Source organism: Streptomyces sp. NBC_01515, assembly GCF_045040345.1.
Taxonomy (GTDB): Bacteria; Actinomycetota; Actinomycetes; order Streptomycetales; family Streptomycetaceae; genus Streptomyces.
This window is the reverse complement of the sequence record NZ_CP109416.1, coordinates 3,549,911-3,575,522: the sequence shown is the minus strand read 5'-3', so window position 1 is coordinate 3,575,522 and position 25,612 is coordinate 3,549,911. Positions and strand designations below refer to the sequence as shown.

Below are 25,612 nucleotides of genomic sequence, written 5' to 3'. Positions count from 1 at the left end.
TGAACTGAACTGAACCGGGCTACTGCTCGCCCAGCGTCACGTCGACCTTCTTCGACGCCCCGTTCCGCGAGTACGTCACCGTCGTCTTCTGCCCCGGCTTGTCGGCCGCCAGCGCCTCCGACAACGAGGTGATCGTGGTGATACCCGTGTCACCGAGCTTCGTGACGATGTCGCCCGCCTGGATACCGGCCTTGTCCGCCGCCCCGCCGTCCTTCACCTCGACCACGGCGACCCCGGCCGCCTGATAACTGTCGTCGACGACCGTACGACCGGTGATGCCGAGGGCCGCCCGCCCCGAGTCGGTGACCTTGCCGTCCTTGACGATCTGGTCGGCGACCGTCTTGACCATCGAGGACGGGATCGCGAACCCGATACCGGGCGCGGCACCGCCCCCGAAGCTCGGGTCGGTCGCGGCGAGGGTCGGGATGCCGACGACCTGCCCGTTCAGATTGACGAGCGCGCCCCCGCTGTTGCCGGGGTTGATCGCCGCCGAGGTCTGCACCATGTTGGCGATGGTCGCGCCCGTACCGCCCCCGGTACTGCCCTCGCTGACGGTGCGTCCGGTCGCCGACACGATGCCCTGCGTCACGCTGGACGACAGTCCGAGCGGCGAGCCCATGGCGAGGACGATCTGCCCCACCTCGACCTTGGAGGAGTCCGCGAAGGTAGCCGCCTTCAGCCCGTCCGGCACCTTGTCCAGCTTGACGACGGCCAGGTCCTGCTCGGGATACGAGTAGACGAGCCTGGCGGTGAGCACGTCCTCGCTGTTCGCGGTGGTCACCTTGAACGTCTTCTCGTCCCCGACGACATGCGCGTTGGTGACGATGTGCCCCTGGCCGTCGTACACGACCCCCGACCCCAGATCACTGCTGGCCTGGATCTGCACGACCGACGGCAGGACCTCCTTGATCACCTTCAGGTAGTCGCTCTGCAGATCGTCACTCGACATCGGTACGGCGGCCTCGGCGGCCTGCGTGGTCGAGCCGTCCTTCTTCGACGAGGCCGACGAGGACCCGGAGTCGGCACCGGAACACCCGGCGACCAGCGCGAGCGAACAGGCGAGGAGAGCTATGGGGCGGAGGGTGCGGGTACGGGAGGAGTCCATACGCCGAGTGTCTCTTTGGGGTGAATATCCGGCTTGTGCTGCTGACCCGAACGGGCCCCTAGGGGACTAGGGGGACCAGGGGGAGGGCCGCGCCCTCAGCCCCGCACACCGCACAGATGCAGCAGCGCGGCGACCGCCCGATACGGATCCGTCCGCCCGGCCCGCTCCTCGGCGGCCAGCAGCGACTCGACGTCCGCCGGGATCTCCACACCCTCCGGCGCGGTGTCGGTGAAGACCCGCACCCCGTACCAGGCCTGCAGCGGCGCCCCGATCCCGGCGAGCGTGGCCGTCAGGGTGCCCAGCCGGTCGGCCCGCACATCGAGACCCAGCCGATTGCGATAGGCGGTCGAATCGAACGCGCCCAGCGCTCCCGCCCAGTCCCAGGACAACCCGGGCCGCATGGCCAGCGCGTCGGCGTTCCGCACGAGCAGCGACAGGAGCCCGCCCGGCGCGAGCATCCGCGCCAGCCCCGCGAGCAGCGGATCCGGCTCGGACACGTACATGAGTACGCCATGACAGAGCACGACGTCGAAACTGCCCGGCAGGAAGTGCACACCCGTGTCGCGGCCGTCGCCCTCGATGATCCGCACCCGCTCCCGGATGCCCTCGGGCTCACCGGACAGCGCCTCGCGGGCCGTGGCGACCATCTTCGGTTCCTGTTCGAGCCCGGTCACCTGATGCCCGGCCCGGGCCAGCCGCAGCGCCTGCGTGCCCTGGCCCATCCCGACGTCGAGCACCCGCAACCGCCGGCCGACCGGATACCGGCCGGCTATCTGCTCGTCGAGCTGCCGGGCCACCAGTTCCTGTCGTACGACATCCCGCAGCCCGCCCAGCCTGCTCAGCCAGGCATCGGCCGCGCCCCCGGAGAAGGAGTCCGTGCTCAGGGCCGCTCTCCGCGCTTGACCTGCGGCTTCGGCAGCCGGAGTCGACGCATCTGGAGGGAGCGCATGAGGGCGTACCAGACGGTGCCCTTCGTGTTCTGGCCCGGGAAGCGCTCGGCGAGCTGCTTGCGCAGCCGGAACACGCTCCAGAAGGAGTCGACCACGATCAGCACGATCACCACGAGCCACAGCAGCAGCGCGATGTTCTGCAGCGCGGGGATCTGCACCACGCTGAGCACGAGGATCACCACGGCCAGCGGCAGGAAGAACTCGGCGATGTTGATGCGCGAGTCGATGTAGTCACGCCCGAACTTGCGGATCGGACCCCTGTCGCGGAGGGGCAGATCCCGGTCGTTGCCCCGGCCGGAGAGTGCCTGGCGCTGCTTCTCCATCGCCGTTCGCCGCTCGTCGCGCTGGCGCTTGGAGGCATCCTTGCGCGTCATCGAAGTGTTGGCGACGCTGCGGCGCTGAGTCTGGGACTCACTGCGCTTGGGCGTGGGCCGACCCTTCGGGGCCTGAGGGTCTCGGGGCATCTTGGAGTCGGTCAGCGACACCTTGTCGGTGGGCGCTGCCTTCTCTTCCTTGGCGCGGCTACGGAACACAAAACCCAAGGGTAAGGGGTGAATGGGGTTGGACCCCAGCCCTGTGGGGAACGATCCGGCAACACCGCTCGTCTGTAGGGGGACAGAGAAGGACGTCATGAGCGGGTCCTACCAGGGGAGCACCTACTCCCTACGCCGGATCAGGACCGCGGTCAGTCGTCCTTGGGGATGAGCGCATCCGTCCCCGAACAGTGCGGTAATGGATGCAGGGCCCGTACTGTTGGTCCTGTTGTAGTCGCTGGAGCTGGAGTCCGTCAGAAGGGGGCGCGCGAAGCCCATGAGCGGTGTCATGAAGCGTATGGGGATGATCTTCCGCGCGAAGGCGAACAAGGCCCTTGACCGGGCCGAGGACCCGCGCGAAACCCTCGATTACTCGTACCAGAAGCAGCTGGAGCTGCTTCAGAAGGTGCGCAGGGGAGTGGCCGACGTCGCCACCTCCCGCAAGCGTCTGGAGCTCCAGCTCAACCAGCTGCAGTCGCAGTCCTCGAAGCTGGAGGACCAGGGCCGCAAGGCGCTCGCCCTCGGCCGCGAGGACCTGGCCCGCGAGGCGCTCTCGCGCCGGGCCGCGCTCCAGCAGCAGGTGACCGACCTGGAGACACAGCACACGACGCTCCAGGGCGAGGAGGAGAAGCTCACCCTCGCGGCCCAGCGCCTCCAGGCCAAGGTGGACGCCTTCCGTACGAAGAAGGAGACCATCAAGGCCACGTACACGGCGGCCCAGGCACAGACCCGGATCGGCGAGGCCTTCAGCGGCATCTCCGAGGAGATGGGCGACGTGGGCCTGGCGATCCAGCGGGCCGAGGACAAGACCCAGCAGCTCCAGGCCCGCGCCGGCGCCATCGACGAGCTGCTCGCCTCCGGCGCCCTGGACGACCCGACCGGCATGGCCAAGGACGACATCCAGGCCGAGCTGGAACGCCTGTCCGGTGGTACGGATGTAGAGCTGGAACTCCAGCGCATGAAGGCGGAGCTGGCCGGAGGTTCGTCCGCTTCACAGCAGGCGATCGAAGGCGGCAAGGACCAGTCCCAGTCGCAGGCGTCGTCGCAGCCGCAGGACACCCCGCGTTTCGACAAGCAGTAGGCCCACGCCTGAGGAGGGCGACATGATCGTACGGATCATGGGGGAGGGGCAGGTGAGGCTGGCCGACAGCCACCTCACCGAGCTGAACAAGTTGGACACCATCCTCCTCACGGAGGTCCAGAACGGCGACGGCCCCGCCTTCCGCCAAACCCTCCAGGCCCTCCTGGCAAAGGTCCGAGAACTGGGCGATCCCCTGCCGGACGACTCCCTGGAGCCGTCCGAGCTGATCCTCCCGGCCGAGGACGCGACGCTGGAGGAGGTCCGGGATCTGCTGAGCGACGACGGCTTGATCCCGGGGTAGAGGGCGGCTTCTTCTGGACGGGGTCAACTGCCTGTCAGCCCGTCCGGCGTTTGAGGACGAGGCCGTCCGGGCCGTAGCGGGGTGCTGGGGGCGGCAGCCCCCAGTACGGGGTCACCCCAGCACCGGTCACTCACAAGGAGACGTACCGTTGGCCCCCGTTCCGCCCCCGGCAGGGACCCGCACCCTGGACCGCGCCCGCTGCCAGGCGACAGCGCACCCCTCCGCCCTGGACGCGGCCCTCGCCGCCGCGGTGCTGGTCTGCATGGTGGCCGGATCCTTCGTGGACCCGCACGGGGACAACGGGGTGAGCTGGGGCCTCCGCACCCCCGCCCCCCTCAGCCTGATCCTGATGGCGGTCGGTGCCGTCGCGCTGGTCAAACGCCGCCGCGCGCCCATGCTGGTGCTCGCCGTCACCGCCACCGCGTCCCTCATCGAGAGCGTCACCAGTGACCCCCGCGCCCCGGTCGCGATGTCCGCCGTGGTCGCCCTGTTCACCGTCGCCGTCACCACCGACCGCTCGACGACCTGGCGCGTCGCCCTGCTCACGATGACCGTGCTGACCGGCGCCGCGATGCTCGGCGGCCCCCTCCCGTGGTACGCCCAGGAGAACCTCGGCATCTTCGCCTGGACCGGCATGGCCGCCGCCGCCGGCGACGCCGTACGCAGCCGTAAGGAATTCGTGCACGCCATACGCGAGCGCGCCGAACGGGCCGAACGCACCCGCGAGGAGGAGGCCCGCCGCCGGGTCGCCGAGGAACGGCTGCGGATCGCCCGCGACCTGCACGACGTGGTCGCGCACCACATCGCCCTGGTCAACGTCCAGGCCGGAGTCGCCGCGCACGTCATGGACAAGCGCCCGGACCAGGCCAAGGAAGCCCTCGCGCACGTACGCGAGGCGAGCCGCTCCGCGCTCAACGAACTCCGGGCCACCGTCGGCCTGTTGCGCCAGTCCGGCGACCCCGAGGCCCCCACCGAACCGGCCCCGGGCCTCGACCGCCTCGAAGAACTCGCCGGCACCTTCCGCAGCGCGGGCCTCCAGGTCGAGGTGGCCCGCGCGGACAACGGCACCACCCTCCCCGCAGCCGTGGACCTGGCCGCCTACCGCGTCATCCAGGAAGCCCTCACCAACGTGCAGAAGCACGCCGGTACGGAGGCGAAGGCCGAGGTGAGTGTCGTCCGGGTGGGCCCGAACGTGGAGGTCACCGTCCTCGACAACGGCTCCGGCGAGGACCACGACCCCGACTCCGGCGGCGGCCACGGCCTGCTCGGCATGCGCGAGCGCGTCACCGCCCTGCGCGGCACCCTCACCACCGGTCCCCGGTACGGAGGCGGCTTCCGCGTGCATGCGATCCTGCCGGTCAAGACCCGCCCACGCGCCTCGGGGGACCCCGTATGACGACGATCCGTGTCCTGCTCGCCGACGACCAGGCCCTGCTGCGCAGCGCCTTCCGCGTACTCGTCGACTCGGAGCCCGACATGGAGGTCGTAGGAGAGGCCTCGGACGGCGCACAGGCCGTACGGCTGGCGAAGGAGGAGCGGGCCGACGTCGTGCTGATGGACATCCGTATGCCCGGCACGGACGGCCTCGCCGCGACCCGCATGATCAGCGCCGACCCGTCGCTCGCCCACGTCCGCGTGGTCATACTGACGACCTTCGAGGTCGACGACTACGTGGTCCAGTCCCTGCGCGCGGGCGCGTCCGGCTTCCTGGGGAAAGGCTCGGAACCGGAGGAACTCCTCAGCGCGATCAGGGTCGCGGCGGCCGGAGACGCACTGCTCTCCCCGGTGGCGACCAAGGGCCTGATCGCCCGCTTCCTCGCCCAGGGCGGCGACCTGGACGACGACCGCGACCCCGCCCGGGCCGAACGCCTCGAAGCCCTCACCGTCCGTGAGCGCGAGGTCCTCGTCCAGGTCGCCGGCGGCCTCTCGAACGACGAGATCGCCGAACGCCTGGAGGTCAGCCCCCTGACGGTGAAGACCCACGTCAACCGCGCCATGTCCAAACTGGGCGCCCGCGACCGGGCCCAACTCGTCGTCATCGCCTACGAGTCGGGCCTGGTCCGGCCGCGGGTGGAATAACCCGGCGGGCCTACGGCAGTGCCAGCATCCGCTCCAGCGCCAGCTTGGCGAACGCCTCCGTCTCCTTGTCCACCTCGATGCGGTTGACCAGGTTGCCCTCGGCGAGGGACTCCAGGGTCCAGACCAGGTGGGGGAGGTCGATGCGGTTCATGGTCGAGCAGAAGCAGACCGTCTTGTCGAGGAAGACGATCTCCTTGCCCTCGGGCGCGAAACGGTTCGCGAGCCGTCGTACGAGATTCAGCTCGGTGCCGATGGCCCACTTGGAACCGGCCGGGGCCGCCTCAAGTGCCTTGATGATGTACTCCGTCGATCCGACGTAGTCCGCCGCGCTCACGACCTCGTGCTTGCACTCGGGGTGCACGAGGACGTTGACGCCGGGGATACGGGCGCGGACGTCCTCCACCGACTCCAGCGAGAAACGGCCGTGCACGGAGCAGTGGCCGCGCCACAGGATCATCTTCGCGGCCCTCAACTGCTCAACGGTGAGGCCCCCGTTGGGCTTGTGCGGGTTGTACAGCACGCAGTCGTCGAGGCTCAGGCCGAGGTCGCGGACCGCCGTGTTGCGGCCCAGGTGCTGGTCCGGCAGGAACAGCACCTTGGTGGAATTGGGCTCGCCCTGCTCGAAGGCCCACTCAAGGGCCCGCTCGGCGTTCGACGACGTACAGATCGTGCCGCCGTGCTTGCCCGTGAACGCCTTGATGTCGGCGGACGAGTTCATGTACGACACGGGCACGACCTGCTCGGCTATGCCGGCCTCGGTCAGCACGTCCCAGCACTCGGCGACCTGCTCGGCGGTGGCCATGTCGGCCATCGAGCAGCCGGCCGCGAGATCGGGGAGGACGACCTTCTGGTCGTCGCCGGTCAGGATGTCCGCGGACTCCGCCATGAAGTGCACACCGCAGAACACGATGTACTCGGCCTCCGGGCGCGCGGCGGCGTCCCGGGCCAGCTTGAAGGAGTCGCCCGTGACGTCGGCGAACTGGATGACCTCGTCGCGCTGGTAGTGGTGGCCGAGCACGAAGACCTTGTCGCCGAGCTTCTCCTTGGCCGCACGGGCCCGCTCGACCAGGTCCGGGTCGGACGGCGAGGGCAGGTCACCGGGGCACTCGACGCCGCGCTCGCTGCTCGGGTCGGCCTCGCGGCCGAGGAGGAGCAGGGCGAGGGGCGTCGGCTGAACGTCGAGCTCCTGGGTCTGGGCGGTGGTCACGACACGCACCCTTTCTGTTCTGCGGGCCGGGCCGGCCCGATGGGAGGACGGCCCTTTTCGTCGAATTGACGTTATCTATCATAACCGCTTCACGTCAGTTTGACGATGCCCATAGCGTCGATGTGACATCAATCCCGGGACGCACTCAGCGAGGGACCTTGCGGGTGTGTGCGAGCATGGAAGAGAGAGCAGAAGAGGTACAGGCGAAAAGAACGCCACCCGGCCCGGAATGAATCCGCGGCCACGCCGGTTGAAATGTCGGCAAGCAGTCTCCGTACAACCCGGGAGAGATGTAGATGTCCGTATCGGACGAGACCAGCACCGTCACCGACGGCATCCTTCTGTCCGACGCCGCCGCGGCGAAGGTCAAGGCCCTGCTCGACCAGGAAGGCCGTGAGGATCTGGCCCTGCGTGTCGCCGTCCAGCCCGGCGGCTGCTCCGGCCTGCGTTACCAGCTCTTCTTCGACGAGCGCTCCCTGGACGGCGATGTCGTCAAGGACTTCGGCGGGGTCAAGGTCGTCACCGACCGCATGAGCGCCCCGTACCTGGGCGGCGCCTCCATCGACTTCGTCGACACCATCGAGAAGCAGGGCTTCACCATCGACAACCCGAACGCGACAGGCTCCTGCGCCTGCGGCGACTCGTTCAGCTGAACCCGCTTGCGCCCCGTTGGGCAACTGAGCAGAGCGAAGGCGGCGGCCCCCTCCGACAGGGCCGCCGCCTTCGGGCTTTTCCGGAGCCCGTGGGTCGTTACTACTGCGGTCGTCGCTACCGGGCGAGTGAGGGTCCTGCCCCGACCTCGACCCTCTTCTCCACGGGGATCTTCGTGCCGTCCGGCCCCACGACCGTCCGGTCACCGACCGGCGCCTTCAACTGCACGGTCTGGTGGTAGATCTTGGCGATCATGACGCAGACCTTGTCCGGCCAGGGCGTGTCGGTCACCGTGACCGTCACCTTGTCCGAACTCTCCGCGGCCGACACCTTGTAGTCCGCGCACACCCCGCCGGTGAAGGCCACGGTGAGGCTCTTCCCGTCGGCCGTGTAACCGTCCGCTTTGACGTCGTGCGGCGCCGCGGTGGACGTCGAACTCGCCGTAGGAGCAGGCGTGTCGGCCGAGGCCAGATACTTCGGGTCGATCGCCGGATACGTCAGCGTGAAGCTGTCCTGCCCGCCCGGCTGCCGCGCCTCGAACAGCCAGGACGGCACCAGCGTCTGCTGCCCGTCCACGGAGTGCACGGCCAGCCCGAACACCGCGTGCTCGACGGTGGTCGAGGCCTGCGTGGGCGTAGCGGAGGCAGAGGAAGCGGTCGAGGACCCGCAGGGCGCCTCCAGCCGGTCCTTCAGCGGTACGGGGCTGGCGCAACCGCCGATGCCCATGCGGTGGTCGGTCTTCGGCGCCGCGTTCATCAGGTCGAGCGTCTTCTGGGCACTCAGCACGGGATAGACGTCACCCTTCACCGGCGCCGCCAAGTCCCCGCTCCCGCCGACCACTTCACCCTGGGCACTGACGGTCAGCCCGGTGGTCCACCCGTACGTCGGCAGCCCGCCGATCACCGGCTGGGCGTTCACCACCCGCTGCGCGCCCATGAGTTGGCTCGCGTCGACCTTCGCGTCGTCCTGGCCGACGGCCTTGAGGATCGGGGCGGCGGCCTTCTTCGCGACGGCGACACTCACCGGGTCGACCGCGGGAGCGGCCGGGTCCTTCCTGCATGTGGTGCTGCCGGTGCAGTCGTCGGTGCCGGGCGCGTAGCGGCTGAACGTCCACATGCCCGGCGCGGCCTTGTTCACCTGCAGACTGGGCCCGGTACCGTCCTGCCCACCCACTTTCCAGAGCTGCCCCTCCGCGACCGGCGTCCCCATGACCCCGAGCGCCTTCGCGAGCCGGCTCACCGCGTCCTTGGTGACCTCACCCTGCGGCGAGTAGACGGCGGCGGAATCGGGTCCATCGGGCAGACTCCCCACGGCCCGGTACGTCTCCCCGTACGGATTCGGCTCCCCGGACGCGATCCCACGCGTACCCCCGGTGGAATACCCGTCGAGCGCGAGCGGCGGCGGGGTCCCGTCGGTGCCGGACGCCGCGGACCCCGTACCTTCCCCCGAACCGCCGGAGTTGGATGACGACGATGCGAGATACGCCCCGCCCCCTCCGACGAGCAGCACGGCGGCGGCCACGGAGGCGATGACGAGGGGCGACCTGGATCGGGCGGGGCGCCTGTCGTCGTCGGTTTCGGGGGAGTGGTCGTGCAGGGGGAGATCGGTGTCGGGGGGTGTGGTGGGGGTGGGGTGTTCCGGGTGGGCGGCCTCGATGTCGGACACCGCCGCGCCGGGCTCTTCCCGGTGAGCGGCTTCCATGGTGGGCGCCGCGGGGCCGGTTGCCTTCGGCTGGTCGGCATCGGCATCGGCATCGGTGTCTGCGTCGCGCGTCCCGTGACCGGTGACGTCCGGTTGGGCTGCCTCTCGGCCCGCCCCTCGGCCCGCCTCGGCGTCGGACGCGGCGAGGCCGATCTCCTCCGGCTCCGCTGACCGGCCGGCGTCCGTGCCGGACTCCGGCGGGTCGTTGTCCTCCGCGCGGCCGGCGTCTACGTCGGACGCCCCGGCTTCCGTCTCGTCCGGCAGACCGTGACCGGCCTCCGCGCGGGGCGCCGTAGAACCGGCTTCTTCCTTGCGGCGGGCGCCGGTGTCGTCGACCTCGGGCCCCTTCGTGGAGCCCTTCGCGGCGTCCCCCACGCCCCGCACGTCACCGGACGCGCCGGTCGTGTCGTCGTTGTCGGGTCGCTCGGTGTTCACCGCATCGCTCCTTCGGCTGCGCAACTGTCCCATGACCCTGACCCGGCCCTGTCAAAGGGGCAGGCAGAAGGGTCGTATCCCGCATCCCCTTTACGGGGGACAGCGATGGGACGCAGCGGGGGAGCGCACGGTTCCCCCGAGCGCGCCGATCCTGCGAATGACTCCGCTCAGTTGCCGTACTCCGACATGCCGTCCAGCAGGCGGGCCGACGCCGACGGCACGGTCACCCCGTGGATGAGCGACGGGGACACCGGAAGGGAGGCGATCCGGTCGGGAACCGTCCAGTGGGGAGCCATCCGCGCGCAGTCGCCGCGCAGCGACGCGAGATCGGCCTCGCCCTCGCCTTCGAGATGGACCGGAATGTGGACCGGAACGTGAACCGGAACGGGGCCGTCGACCTTGAGGTTCGTCATAGCGGCACCGTAGGCACGCTCGACCTCGCGAAGAAAGATCTACTATCGGGTAGTTTTGGCCGCTTCAGAGCCGCCGCGCGGACCGGGTAGCGTGAAGTGTCAACGCAGCCTCCCTCAGGAGAGTCCTCGCCGTGCGCATCGCAGTCACCGGCTCCATCGCCACCGACCACCTCATGACCTTCCCCGGCCGCTTCGCCGACCAGCTGGTCGCGGACCAGCTGCACACGGTGTCGCTCTCTTTCCTGGTCGACAACCTCGACGTACGCCGGGGAGGTGTCGGCGCCAACATCGCCTTCGGCATGGGCCAGCTCGGCACCGCGCCGATCCTGGTCGGCGCCGCCGGCTCCGACTTCGCCGAGTACCGCGACTGGCTCGACCGGCACGGCGTCGACACCGGCTCGGTGCGTATCTCCGAGACGCTGCACACCGCCCGTTTCGTGTGCACCACCGACGCCGACCACAACCAGATCGGCTCCTTCTACACCGGCGCCATGAGCGAGGCCCGGCAGATCGAGCTGAAGACCGTCGCCGACCGCGTGGGCGGCCTCGACCTGGTCCTGATCGGCGCGGACGACCCCGAGGCGATGCTCCGCCACACGGAGGAGTGCCGGACCCGTTCCATCCCCTTCGCCGCGGACTTCTCCCAGCAGATCGCGCGCATGGAGGGCGACGACATCCGCATCCTGCTGGACGGATCGGCGTACCTCTTCTCGAACGAGTACGAGAAGGGACTCATCGAGTCCAAGACCGGCTGGAGCGACGAGGAGATCCTCTCCAAGGTCGGCCACCGCGTCACCACGCTCGGCTCGCGTGGCGTTCGTATCGAGCGCGTCGGTATGGACCCGATCGAGGTCGGCTGCGCGGAGGAGGAGCGCAAGGCCGATCCCACGGGTGTCGGCGACGCGTTCCGCGCGGGGTTCCTCTCGGGGCTGGCGTGGGGGGTTTCGCTGGAGCGGGCGGCGCAGGTCGGTTGCATGCTCGCCACGTTGGTCATCGAGACTGTCGGCACGCAGGAGTACCAACTGCGGCGGGTGCACTTCATGGACCGGTTCACCAAGGCGTATGGGCATGACGCGGCGGGTGAGGTTCGGGGTTACCTGGGCTGATTCGTCGGGTGCGGGTGCGTGGGGGCTGGTCGCGCACCCGCGGCGGTAGCCGCATATCGACACAGCCCCGCGCCCCTTAGGTGGCTCAGGTCAGCCGGCGGATCAAGTACGCCGTGCCTTTGAGCGCTCTCTCCTCGCCCATGTACTCCTGGTCCCGCATCTCGCACCAGGCCGGGATGTCCAAGCGCGCCGCCTCATCATCGGACAGGACCCTGACCGTGCCACCCACCGGCACATCGCCGATGACCTTGGCCAGCTCGATCACCGGGATCGGGCAGCGCTTGCCGAGGGCGTTCACGACGAGCGAGTCGTCCTCTACGACGGTCACCGGCGCCTGCGCTCCCAACTTCTCCCGTACTCCCGCCACCACCCCCGGCAGTACGGCGAGAAAGCGCTCGACGTCCTCCTCCACCGCCCCCCGCGGCAACGACACCCGCACATTCCCCTCACTCAGTACGCCCATCGCCTTCAGCACATGGCTGGGCGTCAGGGTGCTGCTCGTGCAGGACGAACCGGAGGAGACGGAGAAACCGGCGCGGTCCAGTTCGTGGAGGAGGGTCTCTCCATCGACATAGAGACAGGAGAAGGTGACGATCCCGGGCAGTCGCCGCACCGGATCGCCGACCACGTCCACGCCCGGCACCAGCTTCGGCACCCGCGCCCGGATCCGCTCCGTCAGTTCCCGCAGCCGTAGCGCCTCCTGGGCCGCGTCCGCGCGGACCGCGCGGAGGGAGGCGGCCGCGGCCACCACGGCGGGGATGTTCTCGAAGCCGGCGGCGCGTCCCGACTCCCGTTCGTCCACGGGGCGTTGGGGCGCGAAGCGCGCGCCCTTGCGGACCACCAGCAGGCCGACCCCGGCCGGGCCGCCCCACTTGTGCGCGCTCGCCGTGAGCAGCGACCACGCGCCCTCGACCGGGCCCCACCCCAGCGACTGCGCCGCGTCGACCAGCAACGGCACCCCGACCGCCCGGCACGCCTCGGCCACCTCGGCGACCGGCTGCACGGTCCCCACCTCGTGGTTGGCCGACTGGAGACAGGCCAGCGCGGTGTCCGAGCGGAGGGAGTCGGCATAGGCCGCCACGCTCACCGCGCCCGTACGGTCCACGGGCACCTCGGTGGACGAACCGCCCTCCGCGACCAGCGCCTCGGCCGAATGGAGCACGGAAGAGTGTTCAACCGCTGACACGATCAGGTGACGCCCGACGCGCCGCCGCCCCGCCAACGCCCCCGCGATCCCCGTGTGTACGGCCCGGGTCCCGGAGGAGGTGAAGACGAGCTCGTCGGCCCGACACCCGACAGCTTCGGCAGCGGCCTCACGGGCGGCGTCCAGCAGCAACCGCGCCTTACGCCCTTCCCGATACAGCCGGGCAGGATCCGCCCACCCCTCGTCCAGAGACGCCAACAGGGCCTGCCGGGCGACCGGATGGAGAGGAGCGGAAGAGGCAGCATCAAAGTAGGACACAGGGCAACGTTAAAGCGGACCTGGGCTTTCCATAGGGGCGCGGGGAACTGCGCGACAAGCCACAACGCACCCCGCACTCGCCCAAACCACCTCAACCCCCGAGCTATTAGGCGCCCGGAGTAACCCCCGGCGCGTATGCCACCCTCCCCGCGAACCCCCGGAGGGCGTCGGCTAGGGTTTGGTCCGCATAAACATCCAAACCCCTGCCCGACGCAGGGCGGCGACCGACCCGCGTGAAGGCAGGCCGCAGCCAATCCGCGCGGGCGAGACTCTCGGGAAGGCGCTACGTGAGTCCCAACGGCTCCGACCGCTCGCCGCGGCGCCCGATGCGGCGGAAGCTGCTGCAGGCAATGACTGCGGGCCTGGTCCTGGCGACCGCGACCGGTTGCACATCCAAGGACTTTCCTCGCCTTGGTTTCCCCACCCCGACCACTGAGGAGGGTCCGCGGATCCTCTCCCTCTGGCAGGGGTCCTGGGCCGCCGCGCTCGCCGTCGGCATCCTGGTGTGGGGCCTGATCATGTGGAGCGTCGTGTTCCACCGGCGCAGCCGCACCAAGGTCGAGATCCCCCCGCAGACCCGTTACAACATGCCTATTGAGGCGCTGTACACGGTTGTTCCGCTCATCATCGTCTCGGTGTTGTTCTACTTCACCGCCCGCGACGAGACGAAGCTCCTGAGCCTCGACAAGAAGCCCGACGTGACGGTCAACGTCGTGGGCTTCCAGTGGAGCTGGGGCTTCAACTACATCGAGAACGTCGACGGTGTCAGTGGCGACGCGACGACCGACAAGAACCTGGCCGCCATTCCGGACCGGTTCAAGAAGGAGTTCCCGGCGAACGCCGGCGGAGTCTACGACGTCGGTACGCCCGCCACGAAGAACCCGCAGACGGGCAACCCGGGTCCGACCCTCTGGCTCCCCAAGGGCGAGACGGTCCGCTTCGTCCTCACCTCACGTGACGTCATCCACGACTTCTGGGTGGTGCCGTTCCTGATGAAGATGGACGTCGTCCCGGGCCACACCAACTCCTTCCAGGTGACCCCCAACAAGGAGGGCACCTACCTCGGCAAGTGCGCCGAGCTCTGCGGCGTCGACCACTCCCGGATGCTGTTCAACGTGAAGGTCGTCTCGCCGGAGCGTTACCAGCAGCACCTCAAGGACCTCGCCAAGAAGGGGCAGACCGGTTACATCCCCGCTGGCATCGCGCAGACGAGCCACGAGAAGAACCGGGAGACGAACAACCTGTGAGCATCCTCAACGAACCTCAGGGTGCCGCGGCGGCGGAGTCCCACTACGCGGACGAGCTGCCGGTAAGGCGCAAGCAACCCGGTAACGTCGTGATCAAGTGGCTCACCACCACCGACCACAAGACGATCGGCACGCTGTATCTGGTCACGTCGTTCGCGTTCTTCCTGATCGGCGGCGTCATGGCGCTGCTGATGCGCGCCGAGCTGGCCCGGCCGGGTCTGCAGATCCTGTCGAACGAGCAGTTCAACCAGGCGTTCACGATGCACGGCACGATCATGCTGCTGATGTTCGCGACGCCGCTGTTCGCCGGTTTCACGAACTGGATCATGCCGCTGCAGATCGGCGCGCCCGACGTGGCGTTCCCGCGGCTGAACATGTTCGCCTACTGGCTCTACCTGTTCGGCTCGACCATCGCGGTGGGCGGCTTCCTCACCCCGCAGGGCGCGGCCGACTTCGGCTGGTTCGCGTACAGCCCGCTGTCGGACGCGGTCCGTTCGCCGGGCATCGGCGCCGACATGTGGATCATGGGTCTGGCCTTCTCCGGCTTCGGCACGATCCTCGGTGCGGTCAACTTCATCACCACGATCATCTGCATGCGCGCACCGGGCATGACGATGTTCCGCATGCCGATCTTCGTGTGGAACGTGCTGCTGACCGCCGTACTCGTTCTGCTGGCTTTCCCCGTTCTCGCCGCCGCGCTCTTCGCGCTGGAGGCGGATCGGAAATTCGGGGCACACGTCTTCGATGCCGCCAACGGCGGGGCGTTGCTGTGGCAGCACCTCTTCTGGTTCTTCGGGCATCCAGAGGTGTACATCATCGCGCTGCCGTTCTTCGGCATCATCTCCGAGGTCATCCCGGTCTTCTCCCGCAAGCCGATGTTCGGCTACATGGGACTGGTCGCGGCCACGATCTCCATCGCCGGTCTGTCCGTGACCGTGTGGGCCCACCACATGTACGTCACCGGCGGAGTGCTCCTGCCGTTCTTCTCCTTCATGACGTTCCTCATCGCCGTGCCAACAGGCGTGAAGTTCTTCAACTGGATCGGAACGATGTGGAAGGGGTCCCTGTCCTTCGAGACCCCGATGCTCTGGGCCACCGGCTTCCTCATCACCTTCACCTTCGGTGGTCTGACCGGTGTCATCCTGGCCTCGCCGCCGATGGACTTCCACGTCTCGGACTCGTACTTCGTCGTCGCCCACTTCCACTACGTGGTCTTCGGCACGGTCGTGTTCGCGATGTTCTCCGGCTTCCACTTCTGGTGGCCGAAGATGACCGGCAAGATGCTCGACGAGCGCCTCGGCAAGATCACCTTCTGGACGCTGTTCATCGGCTTCCACGGCACCTTCCTGGTCCAGCACTGGCTGGGTGCCGAGGGCATGCCCCGTCGTTACGCGGACTACCTCGCGGCCGACGGCTTCACCGCCCTGAACACGATCTCGACGATCAGCTCCTTCCTGCTCGGCCTGTCGATCCTGCCGTTCCTCTACAACGTGTGGAAGACGGCCAAGTACGGCAAGAAGGTCGAGGTCGACGACCCGTGGGGCTACGGCCGTTCGCTCGAATGGGCGACGTCCTGCCCGCCGCCGCGGCACAACTTCCTCACCCTGCCGCGGATCCGCAGCGAATCCCCGGCGTTCGACCTGCACCACCCGGAGATCGCCGCTCTCGACCAGCTTGAGAACGCGCATCACGGCGACAAGGCCCTCACTGGCGGCAAGGAGGCGGGCAAGTGAAGGTCCAGGGCAGGATGTTCATGTGGCTGGCCGTCTTCGTGCTCGCCACGGCGATCGTCTACGGCGTCTGGTCCAAGGAGGCGGCCGGTACCACGGCCCTCTTCATGGCCTTCGGCCTGTGCATCATGGTCGGCTTCTACCTGGGCTTCACGGCCCGGCGGATCGACACGCTCGCGCAGGACAACAAGGAGGCCGACGTCGCGGACGAGGCCGGCGAGGTGGGCTTCTTCAGCCCGCACAGCTGGCAGCCCCTCGCCCTCGGTGTCGGTGGCGCACTGGCCTTCCTGTCGATCGCGATCGGCTGGTGGCTGCTGTACTTCTCCGCCCCGATCATCATGATCGGCCTGTACGGCTGGGTCTTCGAGTACTACCGCGGTGAAGACCGCACCCAGTAGCACGAGCAGAGCACTCGCGAGCCCGGACACTCCGTCAGGAGGGTCCGGGCTCGTGCTTTTGCCGCAATGCCGGTCCCTCGTCCGAGTGACCCACCGCGCCGGGGCTGACGAAGCTTCATAACCTCGGCTCATGAGCCACTCTCCGCGCACCCGCACCGTCGTCAGCTGCACCCTGCTGGTGATCTCCCTCGGCGCGGGCGTCACCGCCTGCGGATCCGGCGGCGGCAACCCGCTGTCGGCCAAGCCGTACGACGCGGCGGGGCAGATCTCCTTCAACGGCCCGTCCGGCAAGGGCAAGAAGGTCGACCCCGACAAGCCCCTGGCGGTCACCGCCTCCGGAGACGACGGGCGCATCACGGACGTCACCGCCGTGGACGCCACGGGACGCTACGTCACGGGCGAACTCGCCGCCGACGGCACTCGCTGGCACAGCACCTCCCCGCTGGCCGCCAACGCCCATTACACGGTCCGGGTGAGCACGGAGGACGAGGACGGCGCCCCCGGCCGCAAGGTCCTCACCTTCGACACCAGCAAGCCGACCACCAAGAAGAGCCTGACGGTGAAGTTCGGCCCGGACGCGGGGCAGTACGGCGTCGGCCAGCCGGTCACCGCCGAACTGAACATGCCCGTCAAGGACAAGGCCCAGCGGGCCATCGTGGAACGCGCGCTCAGAGTGGACTCCGTGCCCGCCGTGGAGGGTGCCTGGCACTGGGTGGACGACAAGGAACTCCACTACCGCCCCAAGGACTACTGGCCCGCCCACGCCACCGTCCAGGTGCACAGCGACCTCGACGGCGTGAAGATCGGCGACCGTCTGCGGGGCGGCACTTCGAAGGGCCTCAAGCTCACTACGGGCGACAAGATCGTCGCCGTGACGGACGCCGCGTCCCACGAGATGACGGTCTACAAGAACGGCGAGGAGATCAACGAGATCCCCGTCACCACCGGCAAGCCCGGCTTCGAGACCCGAAACGGCGTCAAGGTCGTACTGGGCAAGGAGTACTTCGTACGGATGCGCGGAACCACCGTCGGCATCTCCGAGGGCTCCTCGGACTCGTACGACCTCCCCGTCTACTACGCGACCCGTGTCACCTGGAGCGGCGAGTACGTCCACGCCGCCCCCTGGTCGGTGGGCTCCCAGGGCTCCGCGAACGTCAGCCACGGCTGCACCGGCATGAGCACCAGCAACGCCGAGTGGTTCTTCGACACCATCCACGAGGGTGACGTCGTCAAGGTCGTCAACTCCAACGGCGACGACATGGAACCCTTCGGCAACGGCTTCGGCGACTGGAACCTCGGCTGGAAGAAGTGGCGAGGCGGCAGCGCGCTGGTGGGCGGCACGCCGGACGGTCCTAGCCCCCAAGACGCGGCACGTTTGCGCCCCGAGTCAGCGTGACGTCCCCAGGGGCGCGGGGCTGTGACATTTGCGGCTCCGCCGCGCGGGCGCGACCAGCCACGGCCGGCCCGCAGTCGCCACACAACTCGCGCCCCACCCCACTAGGCGCTCAAGGCCCGCTTCTGACGCAGCAGAGAGGCAAGAGAGGCCGCGAACTCAACAGGATCCACCGGAAGGGTCACAGCGGCCTCCGCACGGCTCCACGTAGCGAGCCACGCGTCCTGAGGCCGCCCGATCAGCACCAGCACCGGCGGGCAGTTGAAGACCTCGTCCTTCACCTGGCGGCACAACCCCATGCCGCCCATCGGCGAGGACTCCCCGTCGAACACACAGACATCGATCCCGCCCCGGTCCAGTTCCTTCAGGACCGCCGCGGGCGTAGCGCACTCAAGGAACTCGACCAACGGCACGTCGGACGCCGGCCGCTTGCCGGAGGCCAACCGCACCTGCTCGCGGGTGTTGGAGTCATCGCTGTAGACCAGCACCGTGGCGGTCGCCTGCATTCTTCCTCCCAAGGTCCGTTGCGCGGATGCTACTCCCTTGAACACCCCGTCAACACCTGTTGGAACACCCCTGCGATGGGCCATACGGGCAGTACACACGCTGCGAACACTCCGAACGGCACCCCCCGGAGTGAGGGCGGGATAAGCGACCGACATAATGTCGGTCGTGGCGACAGCAACGACAGTAGAAACCGGGCACGCGCACCCGTCGGTCAACCGGCCGAACCTCACCAGCGTCGGAACCATCATCTGGCTGAGTTCCGAGCTGATGTTCTTCGCGGCCCTCTTCGCGATGTACTTCACCCTGCGATCGGTGACCGGTCCGGACCACTGGAAGGAGATGGCGAGCCATCTCAACATTCCATTCTCCGCGACCAACACCACGATCCTGGTGCTCTCCTCCCTCACCTGCCAGCTCGGCGTCTTCGCCGCCGAGCGCGGGGACGTGAAGAAGCTCAGGGGCTGGTTCATCATCACGTTCGTGATGGGTGCGATCTTCATCGGCGGTCAGATCTTCGAGTACACGGAGCTGGTGAAGAAGGACGGCATCTCGCTGTCCTCCGACCCGTACGGCTCGGTGTTCTACCTGACCACCGGTTTCCACGGCATGCACGTGACGGGCGGCCTCATCGCCTTCCTGTTCGTCCTCGGACGTACCTACGCGGCGAAGAGGTTCACTCACGAACAGGCGACCGCGGCCATCGTCGTGTCCTACTACTGGCACTTCGTCGATGTCGTCTGGATCGGCCTCTTCGCCACGATCTACTTGATCAAGTAGTCGGGCCCGATCCCGCGCGCGGCCAAGAAGCGCACATTCCAGAAGCATCGACGCAGAAGATCCTGACACCGGGGTAATCCGTGAAAAAGCTCTCCACCCGACGACGCCATCCGCTGGCGGCGGTCGTCGTCCTACTCTTCGCGCTGGCGGCAACTGGGGGGCTGTACGCCGCGTTCGCGCCCGCGAGCAAGGCGCAGGCCGACGAGTCCGCCCAGTCCCTCGCCATCGACGAGGGCAAGAAGCTGTTCGCCGTAGGCTGCGCAAGCTGCCACGGCACCGGCGGTCAGGGCAGTTCCGACGGTCCGAGCCTGGTGGGTGTCGGCGCCGCGGCGGTCGACTTCCAGGTCGGCACCGGCCGGATGCCGGCGCAGCAGCCGGGCGCTCAGATCCCGGCCAAGAAGGTCATCTACTCCCAGGCCGAGATCGACCAGCTCGCGGCGTACATCGCCTCGCTGGGCGCCGGTCCGGTCATCCCGACGAAGAACGAGTACGGGCCCGCCGGTTCGGACATCGCCAAGGGTGGCGAGCTGTTCCGCACCAACTGCGCCCAGTGCCACAACTTCACCGGGAAGGGCGGCGCGCTGACGCACGGCAAGTTCGCGCCGAGCCTCGAAGGCGTTGCCCCGAAGCACATCTACGAGGCCATGCAGACCGGCCCGCAGAACATGCCTTCCTTCCCCGACACCACGCTGTCGTCGAAGAACAAGAAGGACATCATCGCGTACCTCAACGCGGTCAACGGCGACAACACCGAGAGCCCCGGCGGGCTTGAGCTGGGTGGTCTCGGTCCGGTCAGTGAGGGTCTCTTCGCCTGGATCTTCGGTCTGGGCGCGCTGATCGCGGTAGCCGTCTGGGTCGCCGCTCGGACCGCAAAGGCCAAGAAGTCATGAGTAGCCAAGACATTCCAGAAGAGAACCTGCCCGCTGAGCAGGACGCGCACGGCGCGGTGTCGGTCGCGGACGAGCAGAACCCGTTCGCCGACCCGGGGCTGCCGCCGCACGAGCACCGTGTCCAGGACATCGACGAGCGGGCCGCCAAGCGGTCCGAGCGCGTCGTGGCCTTCCTGTTCACGCTGTCGATGCTCCTCACGGTCGGCTTCATCGCCTCGTACGTGGCGATCCCGCACGACAAGGCGATCTTCGTCTTCCCGATCGGTCACATCAACGCGCTCAACTTCGCGCTCGGTCTGACCCTCGGCGGAGCGCTCTTCACCATCGGCGCGGGCGCGGTCCACTGGGCCCGCACCCTGATGTCCGACGTGGAGATCGCCGACGAGCGGCACGCGATCGAGGCACCCCCCGAGGTCAAGGCCAAGGTTCTGGCCGACTTCAAGGAGGGTGCCAAGGAGTCGGCGCTCGGCCGTCGCAAGCTGATCCGCAACACGATGTTCGGCGCGCTGGCCCTGTTCCCGCTCTCCGGCGTCATGCTGCTGCGCGACCTGGGTCCGCTGCCGGGGACGAAGCTCCGCCACACCATCTGGTCCAAGGGCAAGCTGCTCGTCAACATGAACACGAACCTGCCGCTGCGTCCCTCGGACGTGGTCGTCGGCTCGCTCACCTTCGCCAAGCCCGAGGGCCTGGAGGAGACCGACGAGGAGTTCCAGACCGAGATCGCCAAGGCGGCGCTGATGATCGTCCGGCTCCAGCCGGACAACATCAAGGACAAGCGCGAGCTGGAGTGGGCACACGAGGGCATCGTGGCCTTCTCGAAGATCTGCACCCACGTGGGCTGCCCGATCTCCCTGTACGAGCAGCAGACGCACCACGTGCTGTGCCCGTGCCACCAGTCCACCTTCGACCTCTCCGACGGTGCCCGAGTGATCTTCGGCCCGGCCGGTCACGCCCTGCCGCAGCTGCGCATCGGCGTGAGCGACGAGGGCTACCTCCAGGCGCTCGGCGACTTCGAGGAGCCCGTCGGTCCTGCATTCTGGGAGCGCGGATGAGTACTACGGCGAACAACTCCACGAGCCCATCAGGCGCTGGCGCGCCGGGGCGCTCGCGCGAGAAGGCACCGGCCGGCGAGAAGATCGCCGACTGGGCGGACGGCCGCCTGGGGATCTACTCCCTGGCCAAGTCCAACATGCGCAAGATCTTCCCCGACCACTGGTCGTTCATGCTGGGCGAGGTCTGCCTCTACAGCTTCATCATCATCATCCTCACGGGTGTGTATCTGACGCTGTTCTTCCACCCGTCGATGAACGAGGTGACGTACCACGGCAGCTATGTCCCGCTCCAGGGGCAGCTGATGTCGGAGGCGTTCAACTCGACCATGCACATCTCCTTCGATGTGCGCGGCGGTCTGCTGATCCGGCAGATCCACCACTGGGCGGCGCTGATCTTCCTCGCCGCCATGTTCGTGCACATGATGCGCGTGTTCTTCACGGGCGCGTTCCGCAAGCCGCGTGAGGTCAACTGGCTGTTCGGCTTCCTGCTGTTCGTCCTGGGCATGTTCACCGGCTTCACCGGTTACTCGCTCCCGGACGACCTGCTCTCCGGCACCGGTGTGCGCTTCATGGAGGGCGCGGTCCTGTCCGTGCCGATCGTCGGCACGTACCTGTCGTTCTTCCTCTTCGGCGGCGAGTTCCCGGGCGGCGACTTCGTGTCCCGCTTCTACTCGATCCACATCCTGCTGCTGCCGGGCATCATGCTCGGCCTGGTGGTCGGCCACCTGATCCTGGTCTTCTACCACAAGCACACGCAGTTCGCGGGCCCCGGAAAGACGAACAACAACGTCGTCGGCATGCCGCTGCTGCCGGTCTACATGGCCAAGGCCGGAGGCTTCTTCTTCCTGGTCTTCGGTGTCATCGCGGCCATCTCGGCGATCGCCTCGATCAACCCGATCTGGTCCATGGGCCCGTACCGTCCGGACATGGTGTCCACGGGCGCCCAGCCCGACTGGTACATGGGCTTCTCCGAGGGCCTGATCCGCTTCATGCCGGGCTGGGAGATCAACTTCTGGGGCCACACGCTCGTCCTGGGCGTGTTCATCCCGCTGATCATCTTCCCGCTGGTCCTGGTCGCGATCGCGGTCTACCCGTTCATCGAGTCCTGGGTCACCGGCGACAAGCGCGAGCACCACATCCTGGACCGCCCGCGCAACGTCCCGACCCGTACGGCCTTCGGTGCCGCGTGGATCTCGTGGTACTTCGTCCTGCTCGTCGGTGGCGGCAACGACATCTGGGCCACGCACTTCCACCTGTCGATCAACTCGATCACCTGGGCGGTGCGTGTCGGCTTCTTCGTGGTGCCGGTGCTCGTGTTCATCGCCACCAAGCGGGTCTGCCTCGGCCTCCAGCGCCGCGACCGGGACAAGGTGCTGCACGGCCGCGAGTCGGGCGTCATCAAGCGCCTGCCGCACGGTGAGTTCGTCGAGATCCACGAGCCGCTCAGCCAGGACGCGCTGCACACGCTCACCGCGCACGAGCAGTACGAGCCGGCCGCGATCGGTGCGACCGTCGACGACAACGGCGTCGAGCGCAAGGTGAAGGGCTCCCAGAAGCTGCGCGCCAAGCTGAGCGAGGCGTACTACGGCGAGGAGTCCCAGATCCCCAAGCCCACCGTCGAGGAGTACAAGGAGATCACGAGCGGCCACGGCCACCACTGATCGCTGAGGCGTCGCCACGCCACAGTCGAAGGGCCCCGTCCGAACACCGGACGGGGCCCTTCGCCGTGCCCCGCGCTGGATAGGGTGGGGCACGTCTTGTGAAGCAGGTTTCTACGACACTCAGGAGCGGCCGTATGAGCGCTGTGACCCCCGCTGGAGGCGACACCGCGGCGGCCCGTTCCTGGCCCGAGGTACTGAACGGGCTGCTGTACGGCCAGGACCAGGACGCCGACGCGACTTTCTGGGCGATGGACCAGATCATGCGCGGCGAGGCGACGGACGCGCAGATCGCCGGGTTCGTGGTGGCGTTGCGGGCCAAGGGAGAGACCGTCGAGGAGATCACGGGTCTCGTGCGCGCGATGTACGAGCACGCGAACGTGATCGAGGTGTCGGGGAAGACGGTGGACATCGTCGGCACCGGTGGCGACGGCGCGAAGACGGTGAACATCTCCACGATGTCCTCGATCGTGATCGCCGGCACGGGCGCGAAAGTCGTCAAGCACGGCAACCGGGCCGCGTCCTCCGCGTCCGGCGCCTCCGACGTCCTGGAGCGACTCGGCGTCAACCTGGAGCTGACCCCGCGACGGGTGGCCGAGGTCGCCGAGGAGGCCGGGATCACCTTCTGCTTCGCGGTCAAGTTCCACCCCGCCCTGCGTCATGCGGGCGCCGCGCGCGGCCAGTTGGGCATCCGCACGGTGTTCAACGCGCTGGGCCCGCTGACCAACCCCGCCAAGGTGCGGGCGCAGGCGGTCGGGGTCGCGGACCCGCGGATGGCGCCCATCATCGCGGGCGTCTTCGCCGAGCGAGGGAACTCCTCCCTGGTGTTCCGCGGCGACGACGGCCTCGACGAGCTGACGACCACGTCCACCTCCCGGGTGTGGATCGTCCGCGACGGCAAGGTCACCGAGGAGTCCTTCGACCCGCGGGACGTCGGCCTCGAACTGGTCCCCGTGGAAGCCCTGCGCGGTGCCGACCCCGAGTACAACGCGGACGTGGCTCGCCGTCTCCTGGACGGCGAGACGGGCGCCGTACGGGACGCGGTACTCCTGAACTCGGCGGCGGCCCTGGTGGCGCTGGAGGCCGCTGACGGGCCGCTGGCGGACCGGATCCGGGCCGGGATGGCGAAGGCGGCCGAGTCGATCGACTCGGGCGCGGCCAAGCGGACGCTGGAGCGCTGGGCTGCCGCCAGCAACGCATAGCGGTACGGCGGTCGTCGTCCCGCGATCCGGACACGGGTTGCGGGACGACGATCACCTCGCGTAAGTTTTCTGACCAGGTCATGAGTGACAGTCATGAGGCCCCGGCCGACTGTCCGGCAACCCTCCGTCCGTGGCGGGGTGCCCCGGGTGAAGACCAGGCCGTAGGCAGCGAGGTCTGCGGCAAGCGCGGGCCCCTCGAAAGACACCAGGGGTCCTGGTCATCGAGGGAGCTCTCTGTGAGCAAGCGAATGCGATAGGGCGCGAAGCCCCCACTCCGCACATCCCCTTTCACCCTTTCCTGCGCTGGAGCCATGCCCGCTCGCGCAGTGAATTCGCCTGCCTCTTACGGGAGTTCGCCATGTCTGTCTCCACCGTTGCCGCCGCTCAGACCGTTTGTGCCCCGCTGCCCGTTCTCGGTCGGGATGTCACCGTCCCGCTCGTCACGGGCGGCGAAGTCACCTACGCGGCGCTCGACTACGCGGCCAGCGCCCCCGCCCTCCAGCGCGTCTGGGACGACGTGGCGGCCTACGCCCCGTACTACGGCAGCGTGCACCGCGGCGCCGGCTACCTCTCACAGCTCTCCACCGACCTGTTCGAGAACGCCCGCACGACGGTCGAGGAGTTCCTGGACTGCCGCCCCGACGACCAGCTGATCTTCACCCGCTCCACCACGGACTCCCTGAACCTCCTCGCCGCCGCCCTCCCGGCCGACTGCCAGGTCTTCGTCTTCGAGACCGAGCACCACGCGTCCCTGCTCCCCTGGAGGGACGCCCGGGTCACCTACCTCAACGCCCCGCGCACCCCGGCCCAGGCCGTCGAGACCCTGGATCGGGCCCTCGCCGCCCGCGACCCCCAGGGCCCGGCCCTGGTCTGCGTCACCGGCGCCTCGAACGTCACCGGCGAGCTGTGGCCGGTCCGGGAGCTGGCGGCGGCGGCGCACGCCCACGGCGCCCGCATCGTCCTGGACGCCGCCCAACTCGCCCCGCACCACCCGGTGTCCGTCCAGGACCTCGACGTCGACTGGATCGCCTTCTCCGGCCACAAGCTCTACGCGCCCTTCGGCTCGGGCGTCCTGGCAGGCCGTGCGGACTGGCTCCAGGCGGCCGACCCCTACCTCGCGGGCGGCGGGGCCAGCCGCAAGGTCGCCCGGCGCGAGGACGGGGGAGTGGACGTGGAGTGGCACGACAGCGCGGCCCGCCACGAGGCCGGCTCCCCGAACGTCATCGGCGCCTACTCCATCGCCTCGGCCTGCAAGGCGCTGACGGAGGCGGGCTTCGACACCCTGGTCGCCCGCGAGCAGCACCTGATCGAGAAGGTGCGGGCGGGCCTGGCCGAGGTCCCGGAGGTCAAGGTGCTGTCGTTGTTCGGCGACGACGCCCCCCGCGTGGGCGTGATCTCCTTCGTGGTCGACGGCTGGAACAGCTCCCACTTCGCCGCCGCCCTCTCCGCCGAGTACGGCATCGGAGTCCGCGACGGGCTCTTCTGCGCCCACCCCCTGGTCCGCACCCTCCTCGGCACCGCCCCCCAGACCCAGGGCGAATGCGGCGCCCCCGAAGCGGCCCCGGGTGAAAAGTCCCTCAACGCGATCCGCGTCAGCTTCGGCGCGGGCACCCCGGACGAGCACGTCGACCGCTTCGTAGGCGCAGTCCGTGAACTGGTGACCAAGGGCGCCAAGTGGACCTACCACACGGAGAACGGCCGCTGCGTCCCGGCGGTGTGATGTGGCGGTTGACG

General features: G+C 68.6%; 24 protein-coding genes and 1 riboswitch. Of the genes, 16 read left to right on the top strand and 8 right to left on the bottom strand.

What is annotated here, in order from left to right; all coding sequences use genetic code 11:
• Window positions 1–19 precede the first annotated feature (19 nt).
• From OG407_RS15850 to OG407_RS15840, 3 genes are all read right to left on the bottom strand, one after another.
• Complete coding sequence (locus tag OG407_RS15850; RefSeq protein WP_405858597.1) at window positions 20–1,105, bottom strand: S1C family serine protease; 1,086 nt, start codon at window positions 1,103–1,105, stop codon at window positions 20–22.
• Window positions 1,106–1,200: 95 nt separating this feature from the next.
• The gene (locus OG407_RS15845; RefSeq protein ID WP_405858595.1) at window positions 1,201–1,902 is read right to left on the bottom strand and encodes a class I SAM-dependent methyltransferase; all 702 of its coding nucleotides are present in this window, start codon (window positions 1,900–1,902) and stop codon (window positions 1,201–1,203) included.
• An 83-nt stretch (window positions 1,903–1,985) separates the two neighbouring features.
• Window positions 1,986–2,687, bottom strand: coding sequence for a DUF3043 domain-containing protein (locus OG407_RS15840; RefSeq protein ID WP_405858593.1), 702 nt, complete (start codon window positions 2,685–2,687; stop codon window positions 1,986–1,988).
• Between the two features lie 178 nt (window positions 2,688–2,865).
• Here OG407_RS15840 and OG407_RS15835 point away from each other — a divergent pair, with 178 nt between their 5' ends.
• The 4 genes from OG407_RS15835 to OG407_RS15820 all read left to right on the top strand — a co-directional run bounded on the left by OG407_RS15835 (window position 2,866) and on the right by OG407_RS15820 (window position 6,049).
• Complete coding sequence (locus OG407_RS15835) at window positions 2,866–3,669, top strand: PspA/IM30 family protein (protein ID WP_328683821.1); 804 nt, start codon at window positions 2,866–2,868, stop codon at window positions 3,667–3,669.
• Window positions 3,670–3,691: 22 nt separating this feature from the next.
• A complete protein-coding gene (gene pspAA, locus OG407_RS15830) occupies window positions 3,692–3,970 on the top strand; it encodes a PspA-associated protein PspAA (RefSeq protein WP_405839209.1) in 279 nt (92 codons plus the stop codon).
• 148 nt (window positions 3,971–4,118) lie between these two features.
• Window positions 4,119–5,366, top strand: coding sequence for a sensor histidine kinase (locus OG407_RS15825; protein ID WP_405858591.1), 1,248 nt, complete (start codon window positions 4,119–4,121; stop codon window positions 5,364–5,366).
• Window positions 5,363–6,049, top strand: coding sequence for a response regulator (locus OG407_RS15820; protein ID WP_403604151.1), 687 nt, complete (start codon window positions 5,363–5,365; stop codon window positions 6,047–6,049). The genes OG407_RS15825 and OG407_RS15820 overlap by 4 nt, the downstream gene beginning before the upstream one ends.
• Window positions 6,050–6,059: 10 nt before the next feature.
• Here the strand turns inward: OG407_RS15820 and nadA are convergent, their stop codons facing one another.
• Complete coding sequence (nadA, locus tag OG407_RS15815; RefSeq protein ID WP_329351113.1) at window positions 6,060–7,256, bottom strand: quinolinate synthase NadA; 1,197 nt, start codon at window positions 7,254–7,256, stop codon at window positions 6,060–6,062.
• A gap of 296 nt (window positions 7,257–7,552) precedes the next feature.
• Between nadA and OG407_RS15810 the strand changes: the two genes are divergently transcribed.
• Window positions 7,553–7,909 carry an iron-sulfur cluster assembly accessory protein gene (locus OG407_RS15810; protein WP_019065032.1) on the top strand — a complete coding sequence of 119 codons (357 nt, stop codon included), beginning with the start codon at window positions 7,553–7,555 and terminating at the stop codon, window positions 7,907–7,909.
• A 115-nt stretch (window positions 7,910–8,024) separates the two neighbouring features.
• Here the strand turns inward: OG407_RS15810 and OG407_RS15805 are convergent, their stop codons facing one another.
• Both OG407_RS15805 and OG407_RS15800 read right to left on the bottom strand, forming a co-directional pair.
• The gene (locus tag OG407_RS15805) at window positions 8,025–10,043 is read right to left on the bottom strand and encodes a hypothetical protein (protein WP_405858589.1); all 2,019 of its coding nucleotides are present in this window, start codon (window positions 10,041–10,043) and stop codon (window positions 8,025–8,027) included.
• Between the two features lie 167 nt (window positions 10,044–10,210).
• Window positions 10,211–10,456 (bottom strand): hypothetical protein, encoded by a 246-nt coding sequence (locus tag OG407_RS15800; RefSeq protein ID WP_405858587.1) that lies wholly within the window; start codon window positions 10,454–10,456, stop codon window positions 10,211–10,213.
• Window positions 10,457–10,587: 131 nt separating this feature from the next.
• On the opposite strand from OG407_RS15800, the gene OG407_RS15795 reads away from it, so the two are divergent.
• A complete protein-coding gene (locus OG407_RS15795; RefSeq protein WP_365299580.1) occupies window positions 10,588–11,562 on the top strand; it encodes a carbohydrate kinase family protein in 975 nt (324 codons plus the stop codon).
• Window positions 11,563–11,647: 85 nt separating this feature from the next.
• On the opposite strand, the gene OG407_RS15790 is transcribed toward OG407_RS15795, so the two are convergent.
• The gene (locus OG407_RS15790) at window positions 11,648–13,024 is read right to left on the bottom strand and encodes a cysteine desulfurase/sulfurtransferase TusA family protein (RefSeq protein ID WP_405858586.1); all 1,377 of its coding nucleotides are present in this window, start codon (window positions 13,022–13,024) and stop codon (window positions 11,648–11,650) included.
• Between the two features lie 287 nt (window positions 13,025–13,311).
• On the opposite strand from OG407_RS15790, the gene coxB reads away from it, so the two are divergent.
• The 4 genes from coxB to OG407_RS15770 all read left to right on the top strand — a co-directional run bounded on the left by coxB (window position 13,312) and on the right by OG407_RS15770 (window position 17,795).
• Entirely contained in the window at window positions 13,312–14,271 is a 960-nt protein-coding gene (gene coxB, locus OG407_RS15785; protein WP_033284151.1) for a cytochrome c oxidase subunit II, read from the top strand.
• A complete protein-coding gene (gene ctaD, locus OG407_RS15780) occupies window positions 14,268–16,004 on the top strand; it encodes a cytochrome c oxidase subunit I (protein ID WP_318015828.1) in 1,737 nt (578 codons plus the stop codon). The genes coxB and ctaD overlap by 4 nt, the downstream gene beginning before the upstream one ends.
• Window positions 16,001–16,399, top strand: a complete 399-nt coding sequence (locus OG407_RS15775; protein WP_033284401.1) for a cytochrome c oxidase subunit 4 — start codon at window positions 16,001–16,003, stop codon at window positions 16,397–16,399. The genes ctaD and OG407_RS15775 overlap by 4 nt, the downstream gene beginning before the upstream one ends.
• 130 nt (window positions 16,400–16,529) lie before the next feature.
• On the top strand, window positions 16,530–17,795 hold the full coding sequence (locus OG407_RS15770; protein WP_405858585.1) for an Ig-like domain-containing protein: 1,266 nt from the start codon (window positions 16,530–16,532) through the stop codon (window positions 17,793–17,795).
• Between the two features lie 101 nt (window positions 17,796–17,896).
• Here OG407_RS15770 and OG407_RS15765 read toward each other — a convergent pair whose 3' ends face one another.
• Complete coding sequence (locus OG407_RS15765) at window positions 17,897–18,298, bottom strand: hypothetical protein (RefSeq protein WP_390158860.1); 402 nt, start codon at window positions 18,296–18,298, stop codon at window positions 17,897–17,899.
• A 157-nt stretch (window positions 18,299–18,455) separates the two neighbouring features.
• On the opposite strand from OG407_RS15765, the gene OG407_RS15760 reads away from it, so the two are divergent.
• From OG407_RS15760 to OG407_RS15735, 6 genes are all read left to right on the top strand, one after another.
• A complete protein-coding gene (locus tag OG407_RS15760; RefSeq protein ID WP_019062389.1) occupies window positions 18,456–19,076 on the top strand; it encodes a heme-copper oxidase subunit III in 621 nt (206 codons plus the stop codon).
• 80 nt (window positions 19,077–19,156) lie between these two features.
• Complete coding sequence (locus OG407_RS15755) at window positions 19,157–19,966, top strand: c-type cytochrome (RefSeq protein ID WP_365309806.1); 810 nt, start codon at window positions 19,157–19,159, stop codon at window positions 19,964–19,966.
• A complete protein-coding gene (locus tag OG407_RS15750) occupies window positions 19,963–21,018 on the top strand; it encodes a Rieske 2Fe-2S domain-containing protein (RefSeq protein ID WP_403595132.1) in 1,056 nt (351 codons plus the stop codon). The genes OG407_RS15755 and OG407_RS15750 overlap by 4 nt, the downstream gene beginning before the upstream one ends.
• Window positions 21,015–22,679, top strand: a complete 1,665-nt coding sequence (locus OG407_RS15745; RefSeq protein WP_405858582.1) for a cytochrome bc complex cytochrome b subunit — start codon at window positions 21,015–21,017, stop codon at window positions 22,677–22,679. Before OG407_RS15750 ends, OG407_RS15745 begins: the two co-directional genes overlap by 4 nt.
• Window positions 22,680–22,813: 134 nt before the next feature.
• Window positions 22,814–23,878 carry an anthranilate phosphoribosyltransferase gene (trpD, locus tag OG407_RS15740; RefSeq protein WP_405858580.1) on the top strand — a complete coding sequence of 355 codons (1,065 nt, stop codon included), beginning with the start codon at window positions 22,814–22,816 and terminating at the stop codon, window positions 23,876–23,878.
• A 76-nt stretch (window positions 23,879–23,954) separates the two neighbouring features.
• Window positions 23,955–24,071: riboswitch (SAM riboswitch) on the top strand.
• Between the two features lie 165 nt (window positions 24,072–24,236).
• On the top strand, window positions 24,237–25,598 hold the full coding sequence (locus OG407_RS15735; protein WP_405858578.1) for an aminotransferase class V-fold PLP-dependent enzyme: 1,362 nt from the start codon (window positions 24,237–24,239) through the stop codon (window positions 25,596–25,598).
• The last annotated feature ends 14 nt before the right edge of the window (window positions 25,599–25,612 follow it).

Excerpts from the sequence above, each read along its gene's own strand:
- OG407_RS15765 (WP_390158860.1), bottom strand. The coding sequence starts at position 18,298 with ATGCAGGCGACCGCCACGGTGCTGGTCTACAGCGATGACTCCAACACC.
- OG407_RS15800 (WP_405858587.1), bottom strand. The coding sequence starts at position 10,456 with ATGACGAACCTCAAGGTCGACGGCCCCGTTCCGGTTCACGTTCCGGTC.
- OG407_RS15810 (WP_019065032.1), top strand. The coding sequence starts at position 7,553 with ATGTCCGTATCGGACGAGACCAGCACCGTCACCGACGGCATCCTTCTG.
- OG407_RS15745 (WP_405858582.1), top strand. The coding sequence starts at position 21,015 with ATGAGTACTACGGCGAACAACTCCACGAGCCCATCAGGCGCTGGCGCG.
- OG407_RS15840 (WP_405858593.1), bottom strand. The coding sequence starts at position 2,687 with ATGACGTCCTTCTCTGTCCCCCTACAGACGAGCGGTGTTGCCGGATCG.
- OG407_RS15750 (WP_403595132.1), top strand. The coding sequence starts at position 19,963 with ATGAGTAGCCAAGACATTCCAGAAGAGAACCTGCCCGCTGAGCAGGAC.
- OG407_RS15760 (WP_019062389.1), top strand. The coding sequence starts at position 18,456 with ATGTCGGTCGTGGCGACAGCAACGACAGTAGAAACCGGGCACGCGCAC.
- OG407_RS15735 (WP_405858578.1), top strand. The coding sequence starts at position 24,237 with ATGTCTGTCTCCACCGTTGCCGCCGCTCAGACCGTTTGTGCCCCGCTG.
- pspAA (WP_405839209.1), top strand. The coding sequence starts at position 3,692 with ATGATCGTACGGATCATGGGGGAGGGGCAGGTGAGGCTGGCCGACAGC.
- OG407_RS15835 (WP_328683821.1), top strand. The coding sequence starts at position 2,866 with ATGAGCGGTGTCATGAAGCGTATGGGGATGATCTTCCGCGCGAAGGCG.
- trpD (WP_405858580.1), top strand. The coding sequence starts at position 22,814 with ATGAGCGCTGTGACCCCCGCTGGAGGCGACACCGCGGCGGCCCGTTCC.
- OG407_RS15770 (WP_405858585.1), top strand. The coding sequence starts at position 16,530 with ATGAGCCACTCTCCGCGCACCCGCACCGTCGTCAGCTGCACCCTGCTG.
- OG407_RS15850 (WP_405858597.1), bottom strand. The coding sequence starts at position 1,105 with ATGGACTCCTCCCGTACCCGCACCCTCCGCCCCATAGCTCTCCTCGCC.
- OG407_RS15820 (WP_403604151.1), top strand. The coding sequence starts at position 5,363 with ATGACGACGATCCGTGTCCTGCTCGCCGACGACCAGGCCCTGCTGCGC.